A 17,607-nucleotide genomic window follows, 5' to 3' on the forward strand; every position below is an offset into this window, starting at 1 on the left:
CGGACGGACAGCGCGATCACGCGCGCCATTCATTGAGAATCTGTTCGGCGAGGTAATCGCACGGCGGGCGCGCCGACTGCGCGCTGCGCGCCAGCACGACGTCGAGCGCGTCGAGCGGCGGCAACCCTTCGTTCGGCGACAGTTGAACCAGATGCGCGGGAATACTGCAGCGCGCGAGCGGCGCGACCGCGAGGCCGGCCTCGACCATGCTGAGCAAGCCGAGGAAGCTCGGGCTCTCGTATGACATCCGGAACGGAATCTTCTGCCGGTTCAGCGCCTTGATCGCGTGATCGCGCGCCATGCTGCCGCCGTGCGTGAAGAACGCGACCGGCAGCGGCCGCTCCTCCCACACGTTCCGTTTCGCCGAGCCCGTCCACACGATCGGCTCGCGCCGCACCAGTTCGCCGGTCACGCCCTTGATGCGCGTGAGGCAGGCAAGGTCGACGGTGTTGTCCCTCAGCATCGGCACGAGCGCGCTGCTCGGCTGGCCGATCACGCGTACTTCCACGCGCGGATGCATCGCGGCAAACTTGCCGAGCACCTGCGGCAGCAGCGACGAGATGTAGTCGTCCGGCACACCGATCGTCACGCGCCCACGGATCTCCGGGCGCACGACCGACGCCCACGCCTCGTCGCGCATCGCCAGCATCCGGCGGCCGTATTCGGCGAGCATGCGGCCGTCGTCGGTGGCCGTGACGTTGCGCGTGTCGCGAATGAACAGCGGCTTGCCGAGCGCATCCTCCAGCGCCTTGATCTGCATGCTCACCGCCGACGGCGACCGGTGCACCGCTTGCGCGCCTTGCGCGAACGAACCGGATTCCGTCACCGCCACCACCATTGCCAGCACATCGAGATCGAGCTTTTTCATGGTATTCAGAAAATCTGATCAATCGATTCAGTTTATCCCGTTTTACTGGCCACCTCCATCGCTGGAAAATGAATGCCATCGACATTCATCGCGGGAAGCAGCAACCATGCACACCTCCGGCTCGCTCTACGGATTCCTGGTCATCGGCGGCATGCTCGCGATCACGCCGGGGCCGAACATGGTCTACGTGATGTCGCGCTCGATCGCGCAGGGGCGCACCGCCGGGCTGATATCGCTGGCGGGCGTGATGGTGGGCTATCTGTTCTACATGTTCGGCGCCGCGTTCGGGATCACGACGCTGTTCCTGAGCGTGCCGTACGCGGGCACCGTGCTCGGCGTGGTGGGCGCCGCGTATCTGCTCTACCTCGCGTGGCAGGCAGTCCGGCCGGGTGGCCGGTCGCCGTTCGAGGTGAAGACACTGCCGAACGAGCAGCCGCTGCGGCTGCTCGCGATGGGCGCGACGACCAGCGTGCTGAATCCGAAGCTCGCGATGCTGTTCGTGTCGCTGCTGCCGCAGTTCATCGATTACCGGCAAGGCAGCCTGTTCGGCCAGTCGCTCTTTCTCGGTTCGTTGCTGATCGCGGCGTTCGCGTCGGCGAACGGACTGGTCGCGATCTGCTCGAGCGGCATCGCGAAGTACCTGCATGGGCGTCCGGCGCTGCTGCTCGCGCAGCGCTGGGCGATGGGCGCGGTGCTTGGTGGCCTCGGCGTGCAGATGCTCGTCGAGGCGTCGAGAATGGCGGGTGCGGCGTGACGCGGGCGCCAGGACGCGGATCGGATGAATTCACGCCCGGCCCGCGCCGCTCGTCGTGACGCAGCGATCGTTGTTGGCCGGCGGCACGCGGCGCCGGCCGTGACGTTCATGCGATCGCCACGTCCTGCACACCCGCGCGCATCACGCGGCAACCGCCTGCCGCTGCGCTTCGAGCTCGCGCACGAGCGGCAGCACGCGCTTGCCGAAATACTCGACTTCCTCGATGAAATGCAGGAACCCGGCGAGCACGAGATCGACGCCGATCGCCTTCAGCGCGACGATCCGCTCGGCGATCTGTTGCGGCGTGCCGATCAGGTTCGTGCGGAAACCGTCGTTGTACTGCACGAGATCCTCGAACGTGGATTTCGCCCAGTTGCCCTCGCCTTCCGGTGATGCCTTGCCGGCCTCCTTCACCGCATCGCCGAACGCATGCACGGCCTCGACGTGTGCGTGCCGGACGATGTCGTCGAGCACGGCCCGCGCCTCTTCCTCGGTGTCGCGCGCGAGCACGAACGCGTTGACGCCGATCCGCACGCGATGGTCGTTCGCGGCGGCCTTCGCGCGGATGTCGTCGATCTGCGCCTTCAGGTTCTCCGGCGTATTGCCGTTCGTGAAGTACCAGTCCGACACGCTCGCCGCGTTGTCGCGCGCCGCGCGCGAACTGCCGCCCTGGAATATCTCCGGGTGCGGTTTCTGAACAGGCTTCGGGCTCAGCGTGTAATCGTTGAAGCGGTAAAAGTCGCCCTTGAACGTGAAATTGTCCTGCGTCCAGATGCCCTTCAGCGCCTGGATGAATTCCTTCGAGCGCCGATAGCGTTCGTCGTGCTCGAGCCACGGCTCGCCGATCGATGTGAATTCGCCCTTGAACCAGCCGCTGACGACGTTGATCGCGATGCGTCCGTTGGAAATGTGGTCGATCGTCGCGAGTTGCTTCGCGACCACGGCCGGATGCCACGGCCCCGGCAGGATCGCGGCGAGCACCTTCAGTTTCGTCGTCGCATGCAGCAGCGCCTGGCTGAACGAGACCGACTCGTGCTGGTATTCGGCGCCATAGCCGGCCGTGAAGCGGATCTGGCTCAGCGCGTAGTCGAAGCCGGCCGCCTCGGCCGTGCGCGCGAGCTTCTGGTTGTACTCGAGGCTCCAGTCGGTACGCTGCTCGATCGTGCTGACGACAAGGCCGCCGCTGACGTTCGGCACCCAGTACGCGAATTTGACGCCGTCGGCTGCTGGTTCGTGAATGCTCATGAGAGGTCCTGATCGAATGAAAAAAACGAAAGACGGGCTACGCGGCGGCGACAAGCGCGCGGATGCAGGTCAGGTTCGCAAGGAGCGTGCCATTGTCGACGGATGCACGATCGCGCATATCATCTGCATCACGAAGTTTAAATCGATCGCCCATCGGGTATGGCTTTCGCGGCCAAATAATCGGCCATGGAAAGCGTTTCGCCAGTCGCATCGCATCGATATTCCGCAGCGCGATGAACCGACGGAAACAGCGTTGCTGATGCGCTGCTGCTCGATCAGCAGTTTCGCGCCCGCCATTCGGCGGATCGCCGCGACCGGACGCCATTGCATCGAACGCGATGACGTCGAATCCGCTGTCGCGACGGCGCGCTTCCGCGCCGTTGCATCCTGCGCAGCAATCCGGCTTTCGTTATCAGAAATCGATGTTTCCCGTGCGACGCAAAACACTGAACACTCTGCTGACCAGGCAGCAACCGGACCGCGGCGCCAGTCGACGCTGGTTCGAACCGTTCGATCGACTCACGCCTTCATCGCCATGACCTCCCTGTTTGCCACGCCGCGTCCGGTCAACCTTCGTGTCGTCACCGCGCAGCCGGACGAATCGCGCGGCGCGCCCGTGTTCGTCGATCCGCGTTCGCTCGCGCTGCTCGAACGCGTGCGGCTCGTCGCGCCGAGCGACGCGAACGTGCTGATCGTCGGCGAGACCGGCACCGGCAAGGAGTTGATCGCGCGCCACGTGCACGACGTCAGCCATCGCGGCGGCGGCCCGTTCGTCGCCGTGAACTGCGGCGCGCTCTCCGACACGCTCGTCGACAGCGAACTGTTCGGTCACGAGAAAGGTGCATTCACGGGCGCGGTCGGCGCGAAGCACGGCTGGTTCGAAGCCGCGAACGGCGGCACGCTGTTTCTCGACGAAATCGGCGACCTGCCGCTGTCGATGCAGGTCAAGCTGCTGCGCGTGCTGCAGGAGCGCGAGGTCGTGCGGCTCGGCTCGCGCACGGGCATTCCGATCGACGTGCGCGTGGTGGCCGCGACCAACGTCGACCTGCAGCAGGCGGTGGCAGACGGACGGTTTCGCGCCGACCTGTTCTACCGGCTCAACGTCGTGCGGCTCGACGTGCCGACGTTGCGCGAACGGCCGGGCGACATCCTGCCGCTCGCACGCCACTTCCTCGACGAATACCGCAGCCGCGTCGGCCACGGGCCGCGCAGCATCGACCCGCGCGCGGCGCGCCGCCTCGAAGCGCATTCGTGGCCCGGCAATATCCGCGAACTGGAGAACGTGATCCATCACGCGCTGCTGGTGAGCCGCCACGATGCGCTGCAGGAAACCGACCTGAACCTGTCGACGTCATGCGTGCGGGCCGTGGCTGCCGGCGCGCGGGAAGCGGCGGGCCGCGTGCCCGGTCAGGAAGCGCTCGAACTGGCACTGTGCGCGCTGTTCGACGAGCCGCACGAGAACCTGTTCGAACGCATCGAGGACACCGTGATGCGGGTCGCGTTCGACTTCAGTCACCACAATCAGGTGCAGGCTGCTCGACTGCTCGGCATCAGCCGGAACGTGCTGCGTGCGCGGCTGATTCGCGCGAAGGCGATCGCGGCGGTCAAGTAATCGCGAGCGCGGCTGCACGCGGTGCCGCGCGTCGGCGATGCGGGCGCCCGATGCTTCGGCTTGTGGCAATTCATCGACGGCATGGACCGGTAAAGCCGATGCGCTGCTCGCCTTCCTCACGGCGAGCAGCGCGTGGTCCAGCCGCTCGCCGTGCGGTACGCCGCTATTTCCCGACGCCGCCCGTCACGCCGCCGAGCAACGACGTAACGGGCGCGAGCGGATTCGCCGAGGAACCGGCTCCGCCCGCCGCGCCACCGAGCGTGCCGGTGACCGTCGACACGAGATTCGTCACCGGCGCCAGCGGGCTTGCCGCACCGGCACCGGTCGTGCCGCCGAGCGCACCGGTCAGCGACCCGAGCGGCGTCGAGCCGAGCCCCGACAGCACGCCGCCGAGCGGGCCGGACGCGCTCGAACCGTTCGACGGACCGTTCTGCACGGTGGTAATGGAAGCGCCCGCGAGACTCACGATCAGGCCGGGAATCGGCGCGACGCCATTCGGGCCGTTGTAGTTCACGAGACCACCCGCGTTCGTGACGGTATTGCCGAGCGCGCCGACGAGCGCCCCCACCGCGCCGACGGCCGGCTGCGACGAAACGGACCCCATTCGCGAGCCCGTCGTCGCCAGCGGGCTGCCGACTTGTCCGAGCAGACCGGCCACCGGCTGCCCGAGGCCCGTGGTCGCGCCAATCTGCTGCGTCGCCTGGCCAGCCGTGATGACGAGCGGCGTGACGGCCGAGCTGAGCGGCTGCGTGACCTGTTGCACGGCGCCCGTCGCCAGCGTCGCGCCGACCGTATTGCCTGCCGTGCCGAGTCCGCCGGCCACGGTGTCGAGCACCGCGCCGACGGGTGTCGTCACCGGCGCGAGCGGCGCCAGCGGCCCCGAGCCGAGCGCGCGGACGGTCTGCGCGAGGCCCGCGACCGGATTCGCCGTCGCGCCGACGACGTCGCCAAGGCCGGCGACCGTCGTGCCGACCGGGTTCGACGTCGAACCGATCTTGCCGAGCCCGTTGCTGAGCGCATCGGTCGCGGCGCGCGAAATCGTGCTGACGCTCGAGATCGTGTCGCCTGCGCTACGCGTCACGGTATTCCCGAGTACCGGCAACGATATCGCGCTGACGGTCGAGCCGACGCCGATCGCGAGCGCGCCGGCGGTGCTCACGACGCCACGGGTGCCGGGGGCGCCGCTGGTGCCCCAGCCACCGTCCGAGGTGTCGCTGCCCGGCGTATTGCCGCCGACGGTTGCGCCGCTGGTGCTCGCGTTCGCGCTCGACGGTGCGGCGACGTCGTTGCCGCCACAGGCGGCCAGCATGCCGGCGGCGGCGAGCAACGCCGCGGACGTGACAATGCGGGTTCGATACATGGTGGTCTCCTCGCGGTCCGGGCGATGGAAATGTTCGGTTGAGGACCGGGAGAGAAACAGCATTTTCCATGCCATTGGCGCCAGGCGAACGGGCCTGCCCGCCGCAACGCCAGCCTCAGCGCGCCCGTGCGAGTGCTGCCCGCAATCATGCTCGATACGTTTCGGCCCCCATGAGCGGCTCTGTTTTCGTTACATTCGTGCTACGAATGCTTCGATGTTACGTAACGCCGGCCACGCGGCGCGCCACCTTCGGGGTGCGCCGTCTACTATCTAAAGTTCGAAGCCCGGCGGCACGGCATGCGTGCCGCCGGGCTTCGTCCCACCGTCAGGAACCCGTTGCCATGAAAAAGCTCGTGAACCAACCGTCCGATGTCGTGCGCGAAATGCTCGAAGGCATCGCGCGGCAGTCGCCGCATGTCGCGATCCTCGGCGACGAGCAGGTGCTCGTGCGCCAGCCGTTGCCCGAGCCGTCGCAGCGCCCCGTCGCGATCCTGTCCGGCGGCGGCAGCGGCCACGAGCCCGCGCACGGCGGCTATGTCGGCGAAGGGATGCTGAGCGCGGCCGTCTGCGGCGAGGTATTCACGTCGCCGCCGACCGACGCCGTGCTCGCCGCGATCCGCGCGTGCGCCGGCCCGAACGGCGCGCTGCTCATCGTGAAGAACTACACCGGCGACCGCCTCAATTTCGGGCTGGCCGCCGAACTTGCGCGCGCCGAGGGCATTCCCGTGGAGACCGTGATCGTCGCCGACGACGTGTCGCTGCGCGGCCGCGTCGAACGCGGGCAACGACGCGGGATCGCGGGCACCGTACTGATCCACAAGCTGGCCGGCGCGGCCGCCGCGCGCGGGTTGCCGCTCGCCCGCGTCGCGGCAATCGCGCGCGACGCAGCCGCCGAACTCGGCACGATGGGCGTCGCGCTCGACGGCTGCACGATCCCCGGCGCCGACAAGTCGGGGTTCAGCCTCGCCGATCACGAGATCGAGCTCGGCCTCGGCATCCACGGCGAGAAGGGCGTCGAACGCACCGCGCCGCTGCCGGCCGACGCGCTGGTCGAGACGCTGCTGTCGAGCATCGTCGCCGACCTCGTGCTCGATCGCGGCGAACGCGTCGCACTGTTCGTCAACGGTCTCGGCGCGACGCCGGACATGGAACTCGCGATCGTGCTGCGCGCCGCGTACGACAACCTGAGCCGGCGCGGCATCACCGTCGCGCGGGCATGGGCCGGCACGTTCCTGTCGGCGCTGAACATGCCCGGTTGCTCGATCTCGCTGCTGCGGATGAACGACGAACGCGCCGCCCTGCTCGACGCGCCGACGCAGGCGCGCGCATGGCCCGGCGGCGGCGCGGTCAACGCGCAGATCCGGGTGGCCGCGGCAGCCGCGCCCGACCAGCCGCTGCCGCCGCCCGATGCGGCCGGCCACGCGTGGGCAGCGCGGCTGCAGCCGGCGCTGCACGCGGTCGCGCAAGCGTTGATCGACAACGAAGCGACGCTGACGGAGCTCGACACGGCCGCCGGCGACGGCGATCTCGGCGCGAGCATGTATCGCGCCGCGCAGGCGATCCTCGCGTTGCCGGAAGCCGCGTACGGCACGCCGGCCGGCACGCTCGCGGCGCTGAGCACCGCATTGCGTCGAGCGATCGCGGGCAGCTCGGGACCGTTTTATGCGACCGCGCTGCTGCGCGCGTCGCGGCGCCTCGCCGATGCCTCGGATATCGCCGCACCGTCGGCGCGCGACTGGGCTGCGGCATTGCGCAGCGCGGTGGATGCGATCTCCGAACTGGGCGGCGCACGTGCCGGCGACCGGACGATGCTCGATGCGCTGGTGCCGGCCGCCGATGCGTTCGATCGCGCGCTCGATCATGATCGCGACCCCGCTGGCGCATGGGCGCAAGCCGTCGAGGCGGCGGAACACGGCGCGCAACGAACGGCCGGCATGACGCCGCGCGCGGGGCGTGCGAGCTATCTCGGCGAACGCGCGATCGGCACGCCGGATGGTGGCGCGGTGGCGGTCGCGTCCTGGCTGCGCGCGTTGCTGCCGCACGTGCGGTAAACAGCGACCACGGCACGGGAAAACCCCGATCCCCACATCGTCCTATGACATCGGGCATCGCCAATTGGCGGGATTACTTTGATCCTCGTCGGCGCCCATCCGGGCGCATGCTGATAGCGAGGACCCCTCATGCGATATGTGCCATCGTGGACTTCCGTTTCCGCTGCCACGTCCGTTCCGGACGAGACGGCTTCCCGCGGCGACGAGCCGCACTGCCTGCCTCGGGTCGCGATCGCGGCCGCCGCCCTCGGCAATGCGACCGAATGGTTCGATTACGGCATTTACGCGTACGGACTCGCCTACATCTCCGCCGCGCTGTTTCCCGGCAACACGGCCAGCGCGACGCTGTTCGCACTCGGCACCTTCGCGATCTCGTTCCTGATCCGCCCGCTCGGCGGCCTGTTCTGGGGCCCGCTCGGCGACCGCCTCGGCCGCAAGCGCGTGCTCGCGCTGACCGTTCTCACGATGTCGGGCGCGACCCTGCTCGTCGGCGTGCTGCCGACCTACGCGAGTGCCGGCTGGCTCGCGCCGGCCGCGCTGATCGTGCTGCGCATGGTGCAGGGCTTTTCAACCGGCGGCGAATACGGCGGCGCGGCGACCTTCATCGCCGAATACGCACCGGATTCGCGACGCGGCCTGTGCGGCAGCTTCCTCGAATTCGCGACGCTCGCCGGGTTCTCGCTCGGCGCGCTGCTGATGCTCGGCTTCGCGCTGCTGCTCGGCGACACCGCGATGCATGCGTGGGGCTGGCGCCTGCCGTTCCTCGTCGCAGCGCCGCTCGGGCTGATCGGCTTCTATCTGCGTTCGCGCCTCGAGGAAACGCCTGTGTTCCGCGAACTCGAGGAGCAGGCGCATCGGCGCGAGCAGAACACCGCCGCGACCGCGCTGCCGATCGGTCAGCTGCTGGTCCGTTTTGCGCGGCCACTGCTGCTGCTCGGCGGGCTCGTCGTCGCACTGAACGTCGTCAACTACGTGCTGCTCGCGTACATGCCGACCTACATGCACAAGGAGCTCGGCGTCAGCGAGAACATGTCGTTGCTGATTCCGCTGATCGGCATGCTCGCGATGATGGTGCTGCTGCCGTTCGCCGGCTGGCTGTCGGATCGCGTCGGCCGCAAAGCGATGTGGTGGATCTCGCTGGTCGGGCTGTTCGTCGCGGCCGTGCCGATGTTCACCTTGATGACGCACGGCGTGCTCGGTGCATTCGTCGGCTTCGCGGTGCTGGGCCTGCTTTACGTGCCGCAGCTCGCGACCATCTCCGCGATGTTCCCGGCGATGTTCCCGACCCACGTGCGGTATGCGGGCATGGCGATCGCGTACAACGTGTCGACGTCGCTGTTCGGCGGCACCGCGCCGATCGTCAACGACTGGCTGATCGGCAAGACCGGCAATGCGCTGATTCCCGCGTATTACATGATGGCGGCCTGTGCGATCGGGCTGGTGGCGCTGTCGGGCGTGATCGAGACGCGCGGATGCTCGCTGCGCGGCGAGACGGTGCCCGGGCGACAGCCGGGTTGATACCGGATGCGGTGCGCACGTCGCTCCCATAAACGGCATCCCTTGCATCGCCCGCGGTCCGACGACGGACGGCGGGCGATGTGCATTTCAGCGCCATGAACCTGCCGGCGGATTGTTGTCGCGAGGACAACACGATGTTCGCAGGCGCGGTGCTTCAGGCGTTCGCCGGGCCTACCTACAATCGCCGACATGCTCGATCGGCATGCGCGCGACACGAAAAGCGCGTCATGCACGATCGCGCGCGAACCGCGCTGCGCAGCGTGGAAGACCCCACTCGATGAAGAGGACGATTGAACATGAACGGATCAATCCACAACGTGCGGCCGGTAACGACCCCTCTTGGCAAGGAAGCGGCTGGTGAGCTCGTTCCATCCCGCTACGCGGTGCGCATCGGCGACGTCGACGTCGTGCTGATCAGCGACGGCGTTCTGCCGCTGCCGACTTCCACGATGTCCACCAATGTGAGCGAAGCGGACCGCAACGAATGGTTCGACGGACGGTTCCTGCAACGCGACATGTTCGACTGGGCGCTGAATATCGCGCTGGTGCGCAGCGCCGATCGCCTGATCCTGATCGACTCGGGCGTGGGCGACGGCTTCGAATACTTCACGCGCGCGGGACGGTCGGTGATGCGTCTCGAGTCCGCCGGCATCGATCTCGCCGCGATCACCGACATCGTGATCACCCACATGCATATGGATCACGTCGGCGGCCTGAACGTCGACGGCGTCAAGGCCCGGCTGAGCCCCGACGTGCGCATTCACGTGTCGGCCGCGGAATTGGCGTTCTGGAAGAATCCGGACTTCAGCAAGACGGTGATGCCGGAAACCGTCCCGCCCGCGCTACGCAAGGCCGCGGCGCGATTCGTAGAGCTGTATCGCGAGCACATCGTACCGTTCGACCACACCGTGGAAGTTGCGACCGGCGTATCGGCGCGCGTGACCGGCGGCCATACGCCGGGACACTGCGTAGTCGATATCGCATCGGACGGCGAACGACTGACGTTCGCGGGCGACGCGATTTTCGAAGTGAACTTCGACCATCCTGACTGGCAAAACGGCTTCGAGCACGATCCGCAAGCGGCTACTGACGTCCGGATCGCACTGTTCAACGACGCCGCCGAAACCGGCGCGATGCTGGCCGCGGCGCATGTCGCGTTTCCGTCGATCGGCCACATCGCGAGAGACGGCGACGGCTTCCGTTTCGTCCCTGTCGTGTGGGACTACTGAGTGATTCGGGGCACGCAGCGGGCGCCGTGCGGACCGTATTGACGATATTCGAGCGATCGCAGCCGTTCTTGCAGCGATGGTGATGCGTCATGGCAAGAAGCACCGCTTTCGCGACTGATCCCCCGTGAAGCAAAAACGCCGCCGCACTTCCGTGCGACGGCGTGACTTCGCGCGCTTGCGCGCGCATCGGACCCGCAGGAGACTCAGGCGACGCTCGAAACATTGCGCTCCGCGACCTCGTCCACCGCTTCCTTCACGATACCGACGATCTCGTCGGCTTCGGCGCGCGTCATCACGAGCGGCGGTGCGAAGCCGAGAATGTCGCCGTGCGGCATCGCGCGCGCAATGACGCCACGCTGCAACGCCGCGGCCGATACCTGCGCGCCGATCTTCAGCGCCGGATCGAACGGCGTGCGTGCATCCTTGTCGGCCATGAATTCGAGCGCCGCCAGCATCCCGACGCTGCGGACCTCGCCGACGAGCGGATGCGCGCCGAACGCGTCACGCAGCTTCGCGCCGAAATACGCGCCCACTTCGGTAGCGTTGCCGACCAGGTTCTCGCGTTCGAGGATCGCGAGGTTCGCGAGTGCGGCGGCCGCGCACACGGGGTGGCCCGAATACGTCCACCCGTGCCCCATCGGCCCGTGCACCTGCGAGCCGCGCGCGATCACGTCCCACACCTTCTCGCCGACGATCACGCCCGACAGCGGCGCATACGCACTCGTCAGCCCCTTCGCGACCGTGATCAGATCGGGCGCGATCCCGAAGTGCTGCGCGCCCATCTTCGACCCCAGACGCCCGAACCCGCAGACGACTTCGTCGGAGATCAGCAGGATGTCGTGCTTGCGCAGCACGGCCTGGATCGCGGGCCAGTAGCCGGCCGTCGGCTCGATGATGCCGCCCGTGCCCATCACCGGCTCCGCGATGAACGCGGCGATCGTGTCGGCGCCTTCGCGCGCGATCAACTTTTCGAGTTCGTCGACGCAGTACGCGACGAACTGCGCTTCGCTCATGCCGGCCGGCGCCTTGCGATACCAGTGCGGACACACCGTATGCTTCACGCGGTCGATCGGCAGGTCGAAATGCTGGTGGAAACTCGGCAGGCCCGTGAGGCTGCCCGTCACGATGCCGGAGCCGTGATAGCCGCGCTCGCGCGAGATGATCTTCTTCTTGTTCGGGCGGCCGAGCACGTTGTTGTAGTACCAGACGATCTTAACCTGCGTCTCGTTCGCGTCGGAACCCGACATCCCGTAATAAACCTTCTTCATCCCGGCCGGCGCCCAGTCGATGATGCGCGACGACAGCTCGATGATCGCATCCGACGAGTGGCCGACATACGTGTGGTAGTACGCGAGCTGCTTCGCCTGCGCGTACATTGCGTCGGCGACTTCGGTGCGGCCGTAGCCGATGTTCACGCAGTAGAGGCCGGCGAACGCGTCGATATAGCGCTTGCCCTGGTGATCCTCGATGTGAATGCCGTGCGCACCGCGCACGATCTTGCCGGGCAGCGCGCCGGTCTCATGGTCGTATGCGTGCGTCGACGGGTGCATGAAGTGGGCACGGTCCTCGCGCAGCAATGCGTCGATCGATTGTTTCATGATGGGCTCCTTTGAATGGATCAGGCCGTCGCCGCGACGGGCAGGCCGAGATTGCCGAGGCAGAAATACTTGGTTTCGGTGAACGGTTCGAACCCTTCGGCGCCGCCTTCGCGCCCGAGGCCCGACGCCTTCATCCCGCCGAACGGGATCGGCGCGCCGGTGAATTTCACGCCGTTGACCGACACCATCGCGAAGTCGAGCCGCCGCACGAGCTGGAAGATCGTATCGATGCGCGTCGCGCACACGTAGGCAGCGAGGCCATATTCGGTGTCGTTGGCCTTGTCGACCACTTCGTCGAGCGTGTCGAACGCACACACCGCCGAGATCGGCGCGAAATTCTCCTCGTCGTACACGCGCATGCCGGGTGCGGCATCCGCGATCACGGTCGGTTCGTAGAACCAGCCGCCGAGCGCGTGCGACCGCCCGCCCGTGACGATGCGCGCGCCGCGTGCACGTGCGTCGTCGACGCGTGCCGCCGTCGCATCGAACGCGGCCTGGTGCATCAGCGGACCGACGTCGACGTCCGGCTCGAACGCCGGGCCGGTTTTCAGTTCGCGCACCGCGTTCGCGTAGCGGTTGACGAATGCTTCATAGAGCGGGCGCGCGACGAAAATCCGGTTCGCCGCGCAACAGTCCTGGCCGGAGGTCTGGAACTTCGCGCCGACGGCGATCCGCACCGCCTGCTCGAGGTCCGCGTCCTCGGTCACGATGAACGGCGCGTTGCCGCCCAGTTCGAGCGCGACCTTGCGAATGCCGGCCTTGGCGGCGGTCTCGGTGACGAGCCGCCCGACGCGCGTCGATCCGGTGAAGCTCACCGCGCGCACGCGCGCATCGCCGACGAGCGTTTCCATCGCCATCTGCGGCTCGCCGAGCACGACGTTGAACACGCCGGCCGGGAAGCCGGCCTCGTCGGCGAGCTGCGCGAGCGCGAGCGCCGAAAACGGCGTCTCGTGCGCGGGCTTCACCACCACCGCACAGCCGGCCGCGATCGCGGCGGCGGCCTTGCGCGTGATCATCGCGGCGGGGAAATTCCACGGCGTGATCAGCGCCGCGACGCCGACGGGCTCCATCAGCGTGCCGAGATGCGCGCCGTCGATGTGCGTCGGGATCGTGCGGCCCGCAACACGCTTCGCCTCGTTCGCGAACCACTCGACGAAGCTCGCCGCATAACGGATCTCGCCGCGCGACTCGGCGAGCGGCTTGCCCTGTTCGAGCGACAGCAACGCGGCGAGATCGTCGAGATGCCGCAGGATCAGCGCATGCCAGTGCAGCAGCGCCGCGCTGCGCACGGCTTGCGGCGTCCAGCGCCACGTGTCGAACGCACGCTGCGCGGCGTCGACGGCCGCGACGATCTGTGCGCGCTCCAGCATCGGCACATGGCCGATCACGGCCTGATCGGCAGGGTTCACGACGGCGACCGTCGCGGCACTGTCGCTGTGGATCCAGCGACCGTCGACGTAGCACGTCGACTTGAACAGAACGGGGTGTCCGGGCAGCATGCTGCGTCTCCTCGTTTGGGTGGGCACGAGCTTCATTCTGTCGTGCCGCCGGGTGCGGAAATTTCGGTTTCGGCACCCACGCCTTGCGGTTTTTTCCGTATTGGCCCGCGTTCGCACGAAGTTTCAGTGCCAGTCCGGCGCGCCGCCCGATTCGCACTTCACGACCTTCGTCACGATGTACGTGAAGTAGCGCTCGATGCCGAGGTCGTCCATCAGCAGTCCATCGATGAAGCGCTGGTAGTGGTCGATGTCGCGCGCGACCACGTGCAGCACGTAGTCGACGCCGCCGCCCGTCGCATAGCACTGCGCGACTTCGGGCGCCGCGCTCACCCGATCCTCGAAGCGCCGCATGTCGGGCGCGGTATGACGCGACAGCGTCACCTCGACGACGATGCGGCTGCCCGAGAACGTGCCGATCCAGTCGACGTCCGCGCGATAGCCGCGGATCACGCCGCTTTCCTCGAGCTTGCGCACGCACTCCCACGCGGGCGAGATCGACAGGTTCACGGCCTCCGCGAGCTTCGACTTCGTGATGCGCCCGTCGCGCTCGAGAATGCGCAGGATCGCCAGGTCGTATCGGTCGAGCTTGATCACGTCGTGCGCATCCTCATGCGGCCACCGGAATGTTGCGTCCGACGATGTCGGCGACCACCGCGATCGTGTCGCCGGCCTGCACGATGCCCGGGAAGTGCCGCGCCGCGAGCAGGCCGCGCCGCCGCGCGACGTATTCGACCGGCGCGATGCCCGTGCGGTCGATGTCGTGCACGCGCGCGAGCACGTCGCCCGCGTCGACCTCGCTGCCGAGATCGCGGCACATCTCGAGCAGCCCGCGATGCTCGCTGGTCGTGAAACACGAGCCGTCCGGCATGTCGAGCAGCGTGGTCGTGCGTGGCGCGCCGCGCGTGCGGCCGCGCTCGCCGTCGCCGCTCGCGAGCACGCCCGCATGCGCGAGAAAGCCGCGCACGCCGCGTTCGGCGATCGCGACGCTCGCGGCCGTCGACGATCCGCCGCCGCCGAGCTCGGTCGACACGAACACCTTGCCGGCCGCCTCGGCCGCGGTGTCGAAGAGCCCGACGCTGTCGAGCTCCAGCATGCGCATCGAGTACGGCGCGCCGAACGCGCGCATCGCGCGTTCGCAGCGTGCTTCCTGGTCGCGATCATCCAGCACGTGGATCGCCGCGAACGGCACGAAATCGAGCGTGCGGCCGCCTGCATGGATATCGAGCACGTGCGTCGCGAGCGGCAGCAGATGCCGCTGGAAGTAGTCGGCGATCTTCTCGGTGACGGTGCCGTCCGGACGCCCCGGAAAACTGCGGTTGAGGTTGCCCGCATCGATCGGCGACGTGCGGCAGCCGGCGCGAAACGCCGGGTAGTTCATGAACGGCACGACGATCACGCGGCCGGTCACGTCGGCCGCCTTCAGCGAGCCGGCAAGCTTCGACAGCGCGACCGGCCCTTCGTATTCGTCGCCGTGATTGCCGCCGGTCAGCAACACCGTCGGCCCGTCGCCGCGCTTCACGACGGTCACCGGAATCATGATTGCGCCCCACGCAGAATCGTCGCGCGAGTAAGGCAGCTTCAGAAAGCCATGCTGTTCGCCGTCCGCGTCGAAATCGACGGTCGGCGTGATCGGAGAAGCACGCATCGCTCTACTCCTTCACGAACAGCTTGCGCGGCACGTTGCAGAACGTCTCCACGCCGGTCTCTGTGATCAGGATGCTTTCGGTGATCTCCAGCCCCCAGTCGTCGAGCCACAGTCCCGGCATGAAATGGAACGTCATGCCGGGTTCGAGCACCGTGCGATCGCCCGGGCGCAGGCTCATCGTGCGCTCGCCCCAGTCCGGCGGATAGCTCGCGCCGATCGGGTAGCCGCAGCGGCTGTCCTTCTCGATGCCGGCACGGCGCAGGACCGCGAAGAACGCGTTCGCGATGTCTTCGCATACGTTGCCGGGCTTCGCGGCGGCAAGCCCCGCCTCGATCCCCTCCACCACCGCGCGCTCGCCTTCGACGAAGTGCGCGGGCGGCTTGCCGAGATAGACGGTGCGCGACAGCGGGCAGTGATAGCGGCGGTAGCAGCCCGCGATCTCGAAGAACGTGCCCGCGCCGCGCGCGAATGTCGTGTCGTCCCAGGTGAGATGCGGCGCGGCCGCGTCGGCGCCGGTCGGCAGCAGCGGCACGATCGCGGGATAGTCGCCGCCGAAGCCGTCCGCGCCGCCGATCCCGGTCGCATAGATCTGCGCGACGAGATCGCTCTTCTTCATGCCGGGCTCGATCGTGTCGACGATATGCGCATGCATGCGCTCGACGATCCGCGCGGCGACACGCATGTACTCGATCTCGCGCGGCGACTTCACCGCGCGCTGCCAGTTCACGAGCGCCGTCGCATCGACCCAGCGCGCGGCCGGCAAGTGCTTCTGCATCGACGCGTACGCCGCCGCGCTGAAGTAGTAGTTGTCGAGTTCGACGCCGATGCGCAACATGCTCCAGCCGCGCGCGGCGATCACCTCGGTCGACAGGAAGTCCATCGGGTGGCGGGCCGTCGACTGCACGTAATGATCCGGATAGCCGACGATGTTGTCGTGCGCCATGAACACGGTGCGCTTCGCGCCATTCGCGTCCTGGCCGCGGCCGTACCAGACGGGCTCGCCGTCCATCGGCAGCAGCACGCACTGGTGCACGTAGAACGACCAGCCGTCATAGCCGGTGAGCCAGGCCATGTTGGTCGGGTCGGTGACGATCAGCAGGTCGATGCCGGCCCGCTGCATCGCCGCGCGCGTTTTCGCAATGCGCGCGGCATACTCGCTGCGCTCGAACGCGAGGCGCGGCGCGGCTTCGTGGGTTTCGATGACTGCGGACATCTGTCTCCTCTCAAGTCGTGAGGTCGTTGTGAAAAATCGTGCCCACCTCGGCCGCGCGGGCGCGCTGCAGCGCGAGCACGGCAATGGCGGTGTCCTGCGCGCCGGTGCCGGTCAGGTCGCAGATCGTAATGTCGTCGCGATGGGTGCGGCCCTCGCGCTGCCCGGCGATCACTTCGCCGAGTTCCGGAAACACCGCGTCGGGCGCGACCACACCGGCGGCGATCGCGTGCGCAAGTTCGCCGGCCGCACGGGTCTGCTGCAACCGGTCGCAGAAGTAGCGCGCCGCGCCAAACACCGACGGCGCGAGTTCGGTCTTGTAGTCGGCGTCCGAACCCATTGCCGTCACGTGCAACCCCGGATGCAGATCCTCGGCGTGCACGAGCGGCTCGCGGCTCGGGGTGGTCGTCACCGCGATGTCCGCGTCGGCGAGCGCCGCATGCACCGAGCGCGCGACAACCGCGTCGATCCCGTGCGCGGCTCGCACGTCGGCCGCGAAGCGCGTGGCACGCTCGGCGTCGCGCGCCCAGACCGTCACGTGCACGATATCGCGCACGAGCATCAGCGCGTCGAGCTGCAGCCGCGCCTGTTCGCCCGCGCCGATGATCGCCGCGCGGCGTGCATCGGCGCGCGCGAGCCGGCGCGCGGCCACCGCGCCGGCCGCCGCGGTGCGCACTGCGGTCAGGTAGCCGTTGTCGAGCAGCACGGCCTCGGTCAGGCCGGTGCGCGCGGACAGCACGAGCATCAGCCCGTTCAGGCTCGGCAGCCCGAGCGACGGGTTGTCGAAGAAGCCGGGACTGACCTTGATCGCGAAGCTGTCGAAGCGCGGCAGATACGCGGTCTTCACGTCGACCTCACCGTGCCGCGCCGGCAGCGCGAGATTGAGGATCGGCGGCATCGCGACCGCATCGGTCGCGAGCGACGCGAACGCGGCCTCGACCTGGTCGATCGCGGCGAGATCGAGCGGGACCAGTGCGCGCAGTTGCGCCTGTCCGAGCAGCGTGACGGGATGGGCCAT

15 protein-coding genes are annotated in these 17,607 nt (G+C 68.0%); 5 read left to right on the forward strand and 10 right to left on the reverse strand.

From position 1 onward, the window contains the following. Positions 1-16: 16 nt before the first annotated feature. Entirely contained in the window at positions 17-868 is an 852-nt protein-coding gene (locus tag HWX25_RS29400) for a LysR substrate-binding domain-containing protein (RefSeq protein ID WP_175911963.1), read from the reverse strand. A 106-nt stretch (positions 869-974) separates the two neighbouring features. On the opposite strand from HWX25_RS29400, the gene HWX25_RS29405 reads away from it, so the two are divergent. Further along, complete coding sequence (locus HWX25_RS29405; RefSeq protein ID WP_175911965.1) at positions 975-1,622, forward strand: LysE family translocator; 648 nt, start codon at positions 975-977, stop codon at positions 1,620-1,622. A gap of 141 nt (positions 1,623-1,763) precedes the next feature. On the opposite strand, the gene sfnG is transcribed toward HWX25_RS29405, so the two are convergent. After that, positions 1,764-2,867 (reverse strand): dimethylsulfone monooxygenase SfnG, encoded by a 1,104-nt coding sequence (gene sfnG, locus HWX25_RS29410; protein ID WP_175911966.1) that lies wholly within the window; start codon positions 2,865-2,867, stop codon positions 1,764-1,766. A 69-nt stretch (positions 2,868-2,936) separates the two neighbouring features. Beyond that, a complete protein-coding gene (locus HWX25_RS29415; RefSeq protein WP_175911968.1) occupies positions 2,937-3,314 on the reverse strand; it encodes a hypothetical protein in 378 nt (125 codons plus the stop codon). Positions 3,315-3,402: 88 nt separating this feature from the next. Between HWX25_RS29415 and HWX25_RS29420 the strand changes: the two genes are divergently transcribed. Further along, entirely contained in the window at positions 3,403-4,479 is a 1,077-nt protein-coding gene (locus tag HWX25_RS29420) for a sigma 54-interacting transcriptional regulator (protein WP_175911970.1), read from the forward strand. Positions 4,480-4,642: 163 nt separating this feature from the next. On the opposite strand, the gene HWX25_RS29425 is transcribed toward HWX25_RS29420, so the two are convergent. Continuing rightward, a complete protein-coding gene (locus HWX25_RS29425; protein ID WP_175911972.1) occupies positions 4,643-5,839 on the reverse strand; it encodes a collagen-like triple helix repeat-containing protein in 1,197 nt (398 codons plus the stop codon). Between the two features lie 341 nt (positions 5,840-6,180). Here HWX25_RS29425 and HWX25_RS29430 point away from each other — a divergent pair, with 341 nt between their 5' ends. From HWX25_RS29430 to HWX25_RS29440, 3 genes are all read left to right on the forward strand, one after another. Further along, a complete protein-coding gene (locus tag HWX25_RS29430; RefSeq protein ID WP_175911974.1) occupies positions 6,181-7,890 on the forward strand; it encodes a dihydroxyacetone kinase family protein in 1,710 nt (569 codons plus the stop codon). A gap of 129 nt (positions 7,891-8,019) precedes the next feature. After that, positions 8,020-9,408, forward strand: a complete 1,389-nt coding sequence (locus HWX25_RS29435) for an MFS transporter (RefSeq protein WP_059530762.1) — start codon at positions 8,020-8,022, stop codon at positions 9,406-9,408. Between the two features lie 296 nt (positions 9,409-9,704). Further along, positions 9,705-10,637 (forward strand): MBL fold metallo-hydrolase, encoded by a 933-nt coding sequence (locus tag HWX25_RS29440; protein ID WP_175911977.1) that lies wholly within the window; start codon positions 9,705-9,707, stop codon positions 10,635-10,637. Between the two features lie 203 nt (positions 10,638-10,840). Here HWX25_RS29440 and HWX25_RS29445 read toward each other — a convergent pair whose 3' ends face one another. The 6 genes from HWX25_RS29445 to HWX25_RS29470 all read right to left on the reverse strand — a co-directional run bounded on the left by HWX25_RS29445 (position 10,841) and on the right by HWX25_RS29470 (position 17,607). Next, positions 10,841-12,235 (reverse strand): aspartate aminotransferase family protein, encoded by a 1,395-nt coding sequence (locus HWX25_RS29445; RefSeq protein ID WP_175911979.1) that lies wholly within the window; start codon positions 12,233-12,235, stop codon positions 10,841-10,843. Positions 12,236-12,255: 20 nt separating this feature from the next. After that, on the reverse strand, positions 12,256-13,734 hold the full coding sequence (locus HWX25_RS29450) for an NAD-dependent succinate-semialdehyde dehydrogenase (protein ID WP_175911981.1): 1,479 nt from the start codon (positions 13,732-13,734) through the stop codon (positions 12,256-12,258). Between the two features lie 123 nt (positions 13,735-13,857). Then, positions 13,858-14,328, reverse strand: coding sequence for an Lrp/AsnC family transcriptional regulator (locus tag HWX25_RS29455; protein WP_175911983.1), 471 nt, complete (start codon positions 14,326-14,328; stop codon positions 13,858-13,860). Positions 14,329-14,341: 13 nt separating this feature from the next. Then, the gene (gene doeB, locus HWX25_RS29460; RefSeq protein WP_175911985.1) at positions 14,342-15,379 is read right to left on the reverse strand and encodes a N(2)-acetyl-L-2,4-diaminobutanoate deacetylase DoeB; all 1,038 of its coding nucleotides are present in this window, start codon (positions 15,377-15,379) and stop codon (positions 14,342-14,344) included. A 4-nt stretch (positions 15,380-15,383) separates the two neighbouring features. Next, positions 15,384-16,592: an ectoine hydrolase DoeA gene (doeA, locus tag HWX25_RS29465; RefSeq protein ID WP_175911987.1), complete on the reverse strand. Its 1,209-nt coding sequence runs from the start codon at positions 16,590-16,592 to the stop codon at positions 15,384-15,386. Between the two features lie 10 nt (positions 16,593-16,602). Further along, on the reverse strand, positions 16,603-17,607 hold the full coding sequence (locus HWX25_RS29470) for a cyclodeaminase (protein ID WP_175911989.1): 1,005 nt from the start codon (positions 17,605-17,607) through the stop codon (positions 16,603-16,605).

It is taken from the genome of Burkholderia sp. BCC1640 (genome assembly GCF_902833125.1).
In the GTDB taxonomy this organism is placed as follows: Bacteria; Pseudomonadota; Gammaproteobacteria; order Burkholderiales; family Burkholderiaceae; genus Burkholderia; species Burkholderia diffusa.